The 11,804-nt window shown below is 73.0% G+C and carries 11 protein-coding genes; 3 read left to right on the top strand and 8 right to left on the bottom strand.

Going from position 1 to position 11,804, the window contains the following annotated elements:
* Positions 1 to 19: 19 nt before the first annotated feature.
* The 7 genes from serC to ACIRR8_RS17880 form a co-directional block, all read right to left on the bottom strand.
* Positions 20 to 1,138, bottom strand: coding sequence for a phosphoserine transaminase (gene serC / locus ACIRR8_RS17910; RefSeq protein WP_404065242.1), 1,119 nt, complete (start codon positions 1,136 to 1,138; stop codon positions 20 to 22).
* Between the two features lie 96 nt (positions 1,139 to 1,234).
* On the bottom strand, positions 1,235 to 2,464 hold the full coding sequence (locus ACIRR8_RS17905; protein ID WP_404065239.1) for a cytochrome P450: 1,230 nt from the start codon (positions 2,462 to 2,464) through the stop codon (positions 1,235 to 1,237).
* Positions 2,461 to 3,723 (bottom strand): cytochrome P450, encoded by a 1,263-nt coding sequence (locus ACIRR8_RS17900; protein ID WP_404065237.1) that lies wholly within the window; start codon positions 3,721 to 3,723, stop codon positions 2,461 to 2,463. Before ACIRR8_RS17900 ends, ACIRR8_RS17905 begins: the two co-directional genes overlap by 4 nt.
* Positions 3,720 to 4,394, bottom strand: coding sequence for a GTP-binding protein (locus tag ACIRR8_RS17895; protein WP_404065234.1), 675 nt, complete (start codon positions 4,392 to 4,394; stop codon positions 3,720 to 3,722). The genes ACIRR8_RS17900 and ACIRR8_RS17895 overlap by 4 nt, the downstream gene beginning before the upstream one ends.
* Positions 4,375 to 4,746: a DUF742 domain-containing protein gene (locus ACIRR8_RS17890; protein ID WP_356747423.1), complete on the bottom strand. Its 372-nt coding sequence runs from the start codon at positions 4,744 to 4,746 to the stop codon at positions 4,375 to 4,377. The genes ACIRR8_RS17895 and ACIRR8_RS17890 overlap by 20 nt, the downstream gene beginning before the upstream one ends.
* Positions 4,743 to 5,165, bottom strand: coding sequence for a roadblock/LC7 domain-containing protein (locus ACIRR8_RS17885; protein WP_053559945.1), 423 nt, complete (start codon positions 5,163 to 5,165; stop codon positions 4,743 to 4,745). Before ACIRR8_RS17885 ends, ACIRR8_RS17890 begins: the two co-directional genes overlap by 4 nt.
* The gene (locus ACIRR8_RS17880) at positions 5,162 to 6,691 is read right to left on the bottom strand and encodes an ATP-binding protein (RefSeq protein WP_404065230.1); all 1,530 of its coding nucleotides are present in this window, start codon (positions 6,689 to 6,691) and stop codon (positions 5,162 to 5,164) included. Before ACIRR8_RS17880 ends, ACIRR8_RS17885 begins: the two co-directional genes overlap by 4 nt.
* Positions 6,692 to 6,933: 242 nt before the next feature.
* On the opposite strand from ACIRR8_RS17880, the gene ACIRR8_RS17875 reads away from it, so the two are divergent.
* The 3 genes from ACIRR8_RS17875 (at position 6,934) to ACIRR8_RS17865 (ending at position 10,788) form a co-directional block, all read left to right on the top strand.
* Positions 6,934 to 9,783 (top strand): FAD-binding and (Fe-S)-binding domain-containing protein, encoded by a 2,850-nt coding sequence (locus ACIRR8_RS17875; protein WP_404065227.1) that lies wholly within the window; start codon positions 6,934 to 6,936, stop codon positions 9,781 to 9,783.
* Positions 9,784 to 9,900: 117 nt separating this feature from the next.
* On the top strand, positions 9,901 to 10,422 hold the full coding sequence (gene cpt, locus ACIRR8_RS17870; protein WP_404065533.1) for a chloramphenicol phosphotransferase CPT: 522 nt from the start codon (positions 9,901 to 9,903) through the stop codon (positions 10,420 to 10,422).
* A 108-nt stretch (positions 10,423 to 10,530) separates the two neighbouring features.
* Positions 10,531 to 10,788 (top strand): hypothetical protein, encoded by a 258-nt coding sequence (locus ACIRR8_RS17865; protein WP_404065225.1) that lies wholly within the window; start codon positions 10,531 to 10,533, stop codon positions 10,786 to 10,788.
* A gap of 22 nt (positions 10,789 to 10,810) precedes the next feature.
* On the opposite strand, the gene ACIRR8_RS17860 is transcribed toward ACIRR8_RS17865, so the two are convergent.
* Positions 10,811 to 11,758 carry a LysR family transcriptional regulator gene (locus ACIRR8_RS17860; protein WP_404065222.1) on the bottom strand — a complete coding sequence of 316 codons (948 nt, stop codon included), beginning with the start codon at positions 11,756 to 11,758 and terminating at the stop codon, positions 10,811 to 10,813.
* Positions 11,759 to 11,804 lie beyond the last annotated feature (46 nt).

The following is an 11,804-nucleotide window of genomic DNA, read 5'->3' as shown; positions in this document are numbered from 1 at the left end:
GCAGCGGAGAACCGAAGGGCTACAGCTTCTCGATGACGTGGTCGATGCACGCCGTCAGCGCCTGCACGTCCGCCGGGTCGATCGCCGGGAACATCGCCACGCGCAGCTGGTTGCGGCCCAGCTTGCGGTACGGCTCGGTGTCCACGATGCCGTTGGCGCGGAGCACCTTGGCGACGGCCGCCGCGTCGATCTCGTCCGCGAAGTCGATCGTGCCGATGACCTGCGAGCGCTTCGCCGGGTCCGTGACGAACGGGGTCGCGTACTTGGACTCGTCGGCCCAGCCGTAGAGGTGACCCGAGGACGCGGCCGTGCGGCCCGTCGTGAAGTCCAGGCCGCCCTGGGTGTTCATCCACTTCAGCTGCTCGTTCAGCAGGAAGAGGGTGGAAAGCGCGGGGGTGTTGTACGTCTGGTTCTTCAGCGAGTTGTCGATCGCCGTCGGGAGCGAGAAGAACTCCGGGATGTGCCGGCCCGAGGCGTGGATCCGGGCGGCGCGCTCCAGGGCGGCCGGGGAGAACACGCCGATCCAGAGGCCGCCGTCGGAGGCGAAGGACTTCTGCGGGGCGAAGTAGTAGACGTCGGACTCGGTGATGTCGACCGGGAGGCCGCCCGCGCCCGAGGTGGCGTCCACCAGGACGAGCGCGCCCTCGTCGGCGCCCGCGACGCGCTTGACGGGCGCCGCGACACCCGTGGAGGTCTCGTTGTGCGTGAAGGCGTAGACGTCCACGCCCGCCTCGGCCCGCGGGTCCGGGTGGGTGCCCGGGTCGGAGGCGATGACGGTGGGGTCGGACAGCCAGGGCGCGAGCTTCGCGGCCTTGGCGAACTTGGAGGAGAACTCACCGAAGTTCAGGTGCTGGGACTTCGTCTCGATCAGACCGTGCGTCGCGATGTCCCAGAAGGCGGTGGAGCCGCCGTTGCCGAGGATGACCTCGTAACCCTCGGGGAGGGAGAAGAGCGCGCGCACACCGTCGCGTACCTCGCCGACCAGGTTCTTGACCGGGGCCTGGCGGTGGGACGTACCGAGGAGGGAGGTGCCGGTGGCGGCCAGCGCGTCGAGCGCCTCCGTCCGCACCTTGGAAGGACCGGCGCCGAAGCGTCCGTCGGCGGGCTTGATGTCAGCGGGAATCTGGATGTCGGCCACGAGTCGGAGCGTAGTCCCTCGGTGGCACGGTGCCGTAACCGTGTCCGTCCGATGAGACGTGCGCTCCGACCCGTGGACCCCCGTGACGGGGAACCTCTACGCGTCGTGGCCGAACGGGCAGCCCAGCTTCACCGGCAGCTCGTACAGGTCGTTCTGCGTCACGATCGGCTTGTTGCGCAGCTCGGTGGCCGGGACCGCCAGCTCCAGCTCCGGGAAGCGCTCGTAGAGGGCCGGGAGCGCGATGCCCGCCTCCAGGCGGGAGAGGGCCGCGCCGGGGCAGACGTGCGGGCCGTGGCCGAAGGCGATGTGGCGGTTCGGGGTGCGGGTGGCGTCGAACTCGCCCGCCGTCGGGCCGTACTGCTCCTCGTCCCGGCCCAGCGCGCCGAACGAGATGAGCAGGCCCTCGCCCTTCGGGAGGATCCTGTCGCCGACCTCGATGTCCTCCGTGGCGAAGCGGATCAGGACGTGCGAGGTCGGGGTGTTCCAGCGCAGCGTCTCCTCGATCACGCCGTCCCAGCCGATCTCGCCGCCCAGGACCCGCTTGCGCTGCTCCGGGTGGGTCTGGAGCGCCTCGACCACGTTGACGATCAGGCTGATGGTGGTCTCATGTCCGGCGGCGATGATCAGCTGCAGCGTGTTGACGATCTCCTCGTCGGTGAGGTGGTCGCCGTTCTCCGAGGCCGCGATCAGCGCGCTGGTCAGGTCGTCGCCGGGGTTCGTCCGCTTGTCGCTGACGATCTTCGTGAAGAGCGCGCCCAGGTCCGCCATCATCTGCGGCACCTCCTCCGGCGGCGTCTGCGTCGAGAAGAACTTCTCGAACAGCTCCTTCAGCCGCGGGTGGTCCGCGGCGTCCACGCCCATCAGCTCGCTGATCACGTTCATCGGGAGCGGATAGGCGAACTCCGCCTTGAGGTCGACCGGCTGCCCGGCAGGGAGGGCCGCCAGCTTCTCCAGGCTCGCGTTGGTGAGGGCCTGGATGCCCTCCCGCAGCCGCTCCACCCGGCGGACCGTCAGCGCCTGTGCCACCAGCGTACGGAGACGGCGGTGGTCGGCCCCGTCGACCGTCAGCATCGAGCGGCCCGGGTTGGCCAGGCCGATCAGCGGCCAGTCCATCGGTATCTCGCCGCGCTGCCAGGCGCCCCACACGTTGATGTCCTTGACCACCCGGCTGTCGGTGAGCAGCGCGCGGGCCTCCGCGTGGCGGGTGACCGCGTACACGTGTACACCGCCCGGCAGCTCCACCTCGGCCAGCGGGCCGGCGGCCCGCAGAGCGGCGCTCTCGCCGTCGAGGTCTCTGACGAAGGGGTCGAGCGCGATGCGGGTCATACGGGGCCTCCGTGGCTTCCGGGTCTGCCCAGGGCGGGCGTGGGCGTGTAGAGCACCGGCAGGTCGGTGAGGCCGCGCAGCCACGGCGACGGGCGGCGGGTGAGCTGCTCGGCGGGGACGGCGAGGTCCACGTCCGGCAGCCGGTCGAGCAGCACCTCGATGCCGGTACGGGCGATGACCTCGGCGGTCTCCTGGGCCGGGAACGGGCAGCGGTGCTCGCCGTGGCCGAAGGAGAGGAACGCGTTGTTGCCGCCGGTCAGCGCCGAACCGTCGGTCCGCACCTGCGGGTCGCCGTTGGCGGCGGCGAGGCCGAGCAGCAGCAGGTCTCCGGTGCGGATGTGACGGCCGCCGAGGTGGGTGTCGCGGGCGGCCCAGCGGCCGGCCACGTTCTGCGTCGGGGTGTCCTCCCAGAGGACCTCGTTCATGGCCTCCGCGACGCTGTGCCGGCCGCCGGAGAGCGAGGCGGCGAACCGGTCGTCGGTGAGCATCAGGCGCAGCGAGTTGCCCATCCAGTCGGCGGTGGGCTGGTGGCCCGCCGCCATCATCACCATGAGGTCCTGGGCCACCTCCTCGTCGGTGAAGCCGCCCGTGTCCGCGATCATGCGGCTGGCGACGTCGTCGCCGGGCTCGGCGTGCTTGTCGGCCAGCAGCTGGAACATCGAGGTGCCCAGGTGCTGCTGTCCGGCCAGCGCCCGCTCCCGGCCGTCGATCATGTCGTTGATCGCGCCGACCAGCGGATACGCCTCCTCGTCGGAGAAGCCGTAGATCCTGGCCAGGACCAGCGCCGGGAGCAGCTTGGCGTACTCCGCGATGATGTCGACCGCGCCCTTGGTGCAGAACCGGTCGATCAGCTCGTCCGCGAACTCCTCCGCGTACCGCTTCAGGGAGAACGGGTCGACGCCCTCCAGCGCGTTGCTGATCATCATCGCGCGGACGCTGTGCCGCTCGCCGACCGTGTAGAGGATCGAGGGCTGCTTGCGGCCGATCATCGGCAGCAGCGGCCAGTCGTCCGGGATGCGGTCCCACTGGTTCCACAGGTCGGAGTCGCGGCTGAAGAGGGCCGGGTCGCCGGTGACCTGGTGCAGCTCGCGGTAGCCGAGGACCAGCCAGGCGGGCACGTCGCCGTCCAGCACGACCGGGGCGACGGCGCCGTGGTCGCGCCGCATGTCCCGGTAGAGCTGGACGGGGTCGCTCTGGAAGCGGGGCCCGGACAGGGGTACGGACCCGTGGGTGACGGGGCAGCCGGAGGTCGTGGTCACGGGGCGGGCTCCGGGGTCGGGGCGGCCGCCGCCAGCGCCGCGGCGTCGGCGGCCGCTTCGGGTACGGCCGCCTCTGCGGCGTTCAGGCGGGCGGCGGAGAGCGCGGCGAGGTGCTCGACGAGCGTGATGAGCACGTACTTGCTGGACGACCGGTCCCGGGCGTCGCACTCCACCAGCGGCACGTCCTCCGAGAGGTCCAGCGCCTCGCGGATCTGCTGCTCGCTGTGGAGCGGGCCGCCGAAGTCGTTGCACGCCACGATGAAGGGCGTGCCGTGGTGCTCCAGGCGGTCGATGGCGTACCAGGAGTCGGCGAGCCGGCGGGTGTCCACCAGGACGACCGCGCCGAGCGTCCCGGAGAACAGCCGGTCCCACAGGAACCAGAACCGCTCCTGTCCGGGCGCGCCGAAGAGGTACAGCACCGAGCGTGCGTCGAGCGAGATGCGGCCGAAGTCGAACGCCACGGTGGTGGACGTCTTGGCCTGTACGCCGTCGAGGTGGTCGACGGCCTCGCCCGCGCGGGTCATCGTCTCCTCCGTGTTGAGCGGACGGATCTCGCTCACGGATCGGACCATGGTGGTCTTGCCGACTCCGAAGCCGCCGACGACAACGATCTTCAGTCCGTTGTCGGTCGTCTCGCTCAGGGTGGCGCGGTCAGAGGTTGCGGAGTCCAACGAGCACCTGTTCCAGGATGTCGGGGTCGGGGAGCCGGTCCGCGACACGGGCGGTACGGGGGTGGCGGGCGCTGATCCGGCCGGTGTCCAGCAGGTCGCACAGCATGATGCGGACGATGCTGACCGGCAGGTTCAGGGTCGCGGAGATCTCGACGACGGCGGTCGGGCCCTGGCACATCCGCAGGATCGCGGTGTGCTCGGACTGCATGCCGGGGGCCGGGTCGCACTCGGCGACGACGAGGGTCACCAGGTCGAAGGCGGCCGAGTCGGAGCGGCTGCGTCCCCCGGTGAGGGTGTACAGCCGGTCCGGATCGTCGTCACGGCCCGGGCGCGGGCGGGGTGCCGTCGTCATACGGCCGAGCTCTCTGCCACGGGTGTGCGCGGCGGGGCGACGAGGTGTTCGCCGAGCTGTTCGACGAGCTCGCTCATGTTGTGGCCGACCAGGCCCACGTCGGAGTCCTCGTCGGCGACGACGGCCAGGTGGGCGCCGGCTCCCGCCTCGACGATGAACAGCACACCGCCGTAGAACTCGGCCATCGCGGAGCGCACGCCGCCGGTGCCGTCACCGAACTCGATGGACGCGCCGTGCGAGAGGCTCTGGATCCCGGCGGAGATCGCGGCCAGCTGGTCGGCCTGGTCGACCGAGAGCTCGGGGGTGCGGCACAGCTTGAGGCCGTCGCGGGACAGGACGAGGGCGTGGCGGGTGCCGGGGGTGCGGTCGAGCAGCCCCTCCAGCAGCCAGTTGAGCTTCTCGTCGGTGGTCGCGGTCATCGGGTGTTGCCTTCCGGGTGCGGGGAGTTGGCACGTACGGCCCGGCTGAAGGTGCTGAAGCGCGCTGCCTGGACCTTCGGGTCGGTGGTACGGGCCCGGGGGGTGTCGGCTCCGCCGGGGGTGGCGTGGCCGGAACGGGCTTCGGCGGCGGCCAGCGTGCGGCCGCGGCGGCGCTTGGGCAGGCCGCTGTCGCCGAACGAGGGGACGGTGCCGGTGGATTCGGACTCCGACTCCGCGGGTGCCGGCTCCTGGGCCGGAGCCGAATCGGTCCCGCCGTCGGCGGTGGACCGGGCCGTGGGCGCGGCGTCGGAGGTGTCCGCGCCCTCGGCCGAGGTGTGCGAGGGCTCCGGCTCGGTGCCGGTGGCCGCCGGGAGCGCGGCGGTGGGGCCGGGGGCCGGTGCGGTGGAGCGGGAGATGAGGTCCTGCGGGAGCATCATCAGCGCGCCGGTGCCGCCGCGGGCGGAGGGCCGGAAGGAGACGGTCAGGCCGTGCTTGCGGGCCAGCCGGCCGACGACGGCGAGACCGAGCCGGGTGCCGGAGAGGTTGGTGAGGTCCTGGTGGTCGGCGGAGACGGCCCGCTCCGCGCGGCGCAGCTGCACCTCGCTCATGACCAGGCCGCTGTCCTCGACGGTGATGACGATGCCCGCCGGGACCTCCTCCACGTAGACGTGGACCTCGGCGGTGGGCGGCGAGAAGTTGGCCGCGTTGTCCAGGAGTTCGGCGAGCGCGTGCATGACGCCCTCGGCCGCGTGGCCGGCGATCGCGATATCGCTGGTGGAGTGGAGGCGGACGCGCTGGTAGGAGCCGATGCGGCCCATCGCGCCGCGCAGGATCGACTCCATGACGATCGGCTTGGCCCAACGGCGGCCGGACCGCGCACCGGTCAGTACGGCGATGGAGTCGGCGAGCCGGCCCGCCTGGGCGGTGCGGTGGTCCAGGTAGAGCAGGTCGCCGAGCACGGACTCGTCGGTGTGCCGGTGCTCCATCTCCCGCAGGTCGGCCAGCATGCTGGTGCTCAGGGCCTGCATCCGTCCGGCCGCGTTGGCGCAGGCCGCGACGGCGGCGGACCGCTCGGTCTCGGCGCGCGTGGCGCGGGCGGTGAGCCGGTCGACGGTGACGGAGAGCCGGGACCGCTCGGCGGCGGCCTCCGCGGCGATCCGCTCGTTCTCGGCGCGGGCCTCGGCCGCGACCCGGGCGGTCTCGGCGGAGGCGGCGGCCTTGACCCTGGCCGTCTCCGCGGTGAAGCGCTGGGCCTCGGCGGCGGAGGCGGAGACCAGGCGCGAGGTCTCGGAGGTGAACCGCTGGGTGTCGGCGGCCCGCAGGGAGCGCAGCGTGCGTGCGGCCCCCAGGGTGTGGACGGTGACGGCCACGCAGATGCTCAGCAGCACGGCGGCCGCGCCCGCGCCCCAGGCCAGCGGGGTCCGTACCGTATCGGGGGCCGCGACCACGGCCCACAGGGTCAGCGTGCCGGTGGCGGCTGCCGAGATCAGCAGGGCGAGTGCGGTGGGCCTGAATGAGGGGCGCAATCGGAGTCCTTGGTGGCGGACGGTGCGGACGAGGCGAAACTGTGCCGGTCGAATCCGGACAGTTCACCACGGGTGCGGGCGATCATGCACAACTGGAGCTGCTAATTCCTGCTCAAGTCTTGGTCACTATAGGAGACTTGACGGTCTGTTTGGGAAGATCTTGTGGCCTTTTTTGAGCGGCTTGCGGGATTATGTCCGTCCACATCCCAAGAGTTCATCCGTACCGACGGCATTCTGAAGCCATGGCCGAACAGCATCGCCCGCAGCACCGCCCGACCGTCGAGGCTCCTGACGGGTTCGCCGCCGCCCTCCGCTCCGCCGTACGCGGGGAGATTGATTTCGGCCCGACGGCCAGGGCCCTGACGACGATGGACGCCTCCAACTACCGCCGCGTCCCGCTCGGCGTCCTCGCCCCGCGCGACGCCGAGGACATCGCGGCGGCGCTGGCGGTCTGCCAGGAGTACGGCGTACCGGTGGTGGCGCGCGGCGGCGGTACGTCCATCGCCGGCCAGGCCACCGGAACCGGCCTCGTTTTGGACCTCACCCGCCATCTGCGCTCGATCGTCGCCCTGGATCCGGAGGCGCGCACCGCCACCGTCCAGCCCGGCGTGATCCTGGACGACCTGCGCGCGGCCGCCGCCCCGCACGGCCTCACCTTCGGCCCCGACCCGTCCACGCACAGCCGCTGCACGCTCGGCGGCATGATCGGCAACAACTCCTGCGGCGCCCACTCGGTGGCCTGGGGCACGACGGCGGACAACGTGCGGGGACTGGAGGTGGTGCGGTACGGAGGCGGGGCACTGCGGCTGGAGCAGGGGAGGGGCGGTGCGCTTCCCGGCGTACGCGAACTCGTCGACGCCCACCTCGCGCTCCTGCGTACCGGCTACCCCGACCTCCCGCGCCGCATCTCCGGCTACGCGCTCGACGCCCTCCTCCCCGAACACCCCGGCGGCCCCGACCCCGTACGGGCGTTCTGCGGCAGCGAAGGCACGCTCGCCGTGGTCACCGAGGCGACCGTCCGCCTGGTCGAGGCCCCGCGCGCCCGGGCGCTGGCCGTCCTCGGGTACGCCGACGAGTCGGCGGCGGCCGAGGCGGCCCCGGGCCTCCTCCCGCACCGCCCGCTCACCGTCGAGGGCATGGCCGCCGACCTCGTACGCGAACCGGCCGGGCTGCCGCGCGGGGCCGCCTGGCTCTTCGTCGAGACGGGCGGTGACACACCGGCCGAGGCGCGGGCGCACGCCGAGCGCATCCTGCGTGCGGCCGACGCGGTGGACGGCGCGGTGATCACCGACCCGGCCGGGCAGCGGGCCCTGTGGCGCATCCGCGAGGACGCCGCTGGCACCGCGACCCGGATGCCCGACGGCAGCGAGGCGTGGCCCGGCTGGGAGGACTGCGCGGTCCCGCCCGCCCGGCTCGGCGCCTACCTCCGCGCCTTCCGGGCGCTGCTCGCCGAGCACGGCCTGCGCGGAACGCCGTACGGCCACTTCGGCGACGGCTGCATCCACGTACGTATCGACTTCGACCTGCTCAGCGTGGCCGGGGTGGCCCGCTTCCGCCGCTTCTCCGAGGAGCTGGCCGGCCTGGTCGTCGCGCACGGCGGCTCGCTCAGCGGCGAACACGGCGACGGCCAGGCCCGGGCGGAGCTGCTGCCACGGATGTACGGCGACGAACTCGTCGCCCTCTTCGGCGCGTTCAAGGATCTGTGGGACCCGGACGGCGGCCTGAACCCCGGCATCCTCGCCCGCCCGGCCCCGCTCGACGCGAACCTCCGCTTCGCCGGTCTGCCGGGGCCGGGGCGCCCGGTGGACATGGCCTTCGGCTACCCGCAGGACGGCGGCGACTTCGCGGGCGCGGTCCGGCGGTGTGTCGGCGTCGCCAAGTGCCGTACGGCACAGGCGCCGGGCGCGGGCGTCATGTGCCCGTCCTTCCGCGCGACCGGCGAGGAGGCGCACTCCACACGCGGCCGGGCCCGGCTGCTGCACGAGATGCTGGCGGGCGAGGTGATCACGGACGGCTGGCGGAGCGAGGAGGTCCGGGACGCGCTCGACCTCTGCCTCTCCTGCAAGGGCTGCCGCAGCGACTGCCCGGTGGGTGTCGACATGGCCACGTACAAGGCGGAGTTCCTGCACCACCACTACCGAGGCCGTCTCCGCCCCGCCGCCCACTACGCCATGGGCCGCCTCCCGCGCTGGCTGCGCCTGGCCGCGCCCTTCGCCCGCCCCCTCAACGCCCTGATCCGCGTACGCCTGTTGGCCGCGCTCGCGAAACGGCTGGCGGGGATCGCGCCCGAGCGCACGATCCCGGCGCCGGCGACACAGACGTACAGCCGGTGGCTGCGGGGCCGCCGGACCGAGGGGGCGCGGACCGTCTCGTCCGGCCAGGTGGTGCGGCTCTGGGCGGACACCTTCACCGAGTACCTGTCGCCGCAGGTGGGCCGGGCGGCGGTCTGGGTGCTGGAGGAGGCGACGGGGCGTACGGTGCTGCCGCCGCCGAGCGGGGTGTGCTGCGGCCTCACGTACGTCTCCACCGGTCAACTGGACGCAGCACGCCGGGTGATGCGCCGCACCCTGGACCGGCTCGACCCGCTGCCGGGCCACCCGCTCGTCGTCCTCGAACCGAGCTGCGCCGCCACACTCCGCACCGACCTGCCCGAACTCCTCCCGGACGACCCGCGCGCCGCCGAACTGGCCGCCTCCGTAAGGACTTTCGCGCAGTACCTGGAGGAGTACGCCCCTGACTGGACCCCACCCCGCCTGGACCGCCCGGTTGTCGGCCAGACCCACTGCCACCAGCACGCGGTCCTCGGCGACGCGGCGGAACGGCGGCTGCGCGAGCGGATGGGGCTGACGGGCGAACTGAGCGGCGGGTGCTGCGGCCTGGCCGGGAACTTCGGCTTCGAGAAGGGCCACTGGGAGGTGTCCGTTGCGTGTGCGCAGGAGCAACTGCTGCCTGCGGTACGAGGGGCGGAGCCGGATGCGGAGCTGCTGGCGGACGGGTTCTCCTGCCGCACGCAACTGGACCAGCTGGCCGGGCGGCGGGCGCGCCACCTGGCGGAGGTGATCGCGGAGGGGCTGGAGCGCGGTCGCTCCTGAAATGCGCCGGTGTCCGTTGTCGGCGCTTGTACGGTGGCGCGCGTGGAGACCCGAGGAAGCGTGTCGAAGAGCCGAGTAGGCGTGTCGAAGAGCCGAGGAAGCGTGTCGAAGACTCAGGTGATCGTGCTCAACGGCGGTTCCAGCTCCGGCAAGTCCGGGATCGTCCGGTGCCTGCAGTCTGTCCTGCCGGACCCCTGGCTCGCGCTCGGGACCGACACGATGGTCGACGCGATGCCCGCATCCCTCCAGGCCTCGGACGCCGGGATCGCCTTCGGCCCGGACGGCGGGGTGAGTATCGGACCGGAGTTCCGGGAGTTGGAGGACGCCTGGACCGAGGGGGTCGCCGCGATGGCCCGCGCGGGCGCCCGGATCGTCGTCGACGAGGTGTTCCTGAGCGGTGCGGCGGGGCAGCGGCGGTGGCGTGAACGACTGCGCGGGCTAGGCGTGTTGTGGGTCGGCGTGCGGTGCGAGGCCGAGGTCGCGGCGGGCCGGGAGATCGCTCGCGGCGACCGGGTGGTGGGCATGGCGGCGGCGCAGGCGGAGCTGGTCCACCGGGGTGTGGTCTACGACGTGGAGGTCGACACCAGCCGTACCGAATCGCTGGTCTGCGCACGGACGATCGCCGGGCACGTGAGGTGAGAGGGGAGCGCGCGAAGGGCCGCGCGTAACGTCGAGCCGTTTGCGGTGGTCGTCGCGGTTCGCAAGGGGGAACGTCGGGGAAGACGGTGGCAAGCGGCGGCGGAGGAGGTGGGTGGCCCTCGGCTGGACCGTACGAAGGGCGGCCCCGAGGGGTTCGGCTCGATCGGCGTGACGCGCGGGGTGTACCTCGCGCAGTGCCAGACCGGCGAGGTGGCGTTCGTGGTCGAGCGGATGAAGGCGGTCAGCAGCGTGAAGGGGGAGGGGACCAACCTGGTCCGCGCCCTGCTGCCGAAGTACGTGGAGGCCGAGGCCGAGTGCATCGGCTGCGGCCCCGTCCGGCTGACGCTGCCGGAGGTGCTGCAGTAGCTGTACGCGGCCGGGTCAGGGCTCACCCCCGCGCCACGATCTCCCGGGCCAGCTCCGCCAGTTTCGGCAGGGCCTGGTGGCCCGGGCCGTCCCGGCGGGCGAGAAGGACCGGGACGCCCGGGGCGTCGTCGAGCGGTACGTACGCGACGCCCGGGTGCGGGTGCATGGCGGCCGTGGAGGCGGCCGAGACCCCGTTGCCGCGACCGGCGGCGATGGCGGCCAGCCAGTCGTCGGTGTTGGCGACGGTGACCGTGGCGGCGGGCCCGGCGTGCGGCGGCCAGAGACCGGGGGTCGTGGTGCCGGAGACGGTGTTCAGGACGACCGGGCCGCCCGCGAGGTCGGCGAGGCGCAACGACGTCACCGAGGCGAGCGGGCCGTCCGCCGTCACCGCCGCCACCCGGGCTTCGGTGAACAGCACCTCCGTGACGAGCCCCGGCGCCTCCACCGGCCCGCGCAGCAGCGCCGCGTCGACCTCGCCGCGGGTGAGCCCGGCGGTGCGGTCGTCGATCCGGAGCAGCTCCAGCGGGGTCTCCGGATACCGCTGCTGCCAGATGCGCAGGAGCGGTGTGGTGTACGGGCCGAAGGCCGACCAGGCGTGCCCGAGCCGCAGGGGCCAGTGGTGCAGCCGCCCGGTGTCGAGCGCCTCGTCGAAGGCGGCGACCGCGGCGGCGGCCTTGTCGCGGAAGGCGACGCCTTCGGGGGTGAGGGCGAGGTGGTGGGTGGAGCGGTCGACGAGCCGGATGCCGAGGTGGCGCTCCAGTGCGGCGAGGGTGCGGGAGACGGCGGGCTGGGTGAGACCGAGGTGCGCGGCGGCCCGGGTGACGTTGCCCTCCTCGGCGACGGCGAGGAAGGCCCGCAGATGGCGGAGTTCGACGGCGCGGGTGGGGGGTGCGGGGGGTGCGGCGTCGTGTGCGGGGCGGGCGGGGGTCCCTGGTTCGCCCGCGGTGTCCACGCCTTCCGGGTGGCTCATGGGACGCGCTTCCTTCGGTTCATGCGTCCGGAGCATAACGGGAGCC

The organism is Streptomyces sp. NPDC101178, from assembly GCF_044767965.1.
Classification (GTDB): domain Bacteria; phylum Actinomycetota; class Actinomycetes; order Streptomycetales; family Streptomycetaceae; genus Streptomyces.
Note: the sequence above shows the minus strand (reverse complement) of the source record. Positions and strands in the feature narration are given on the sequence as shown.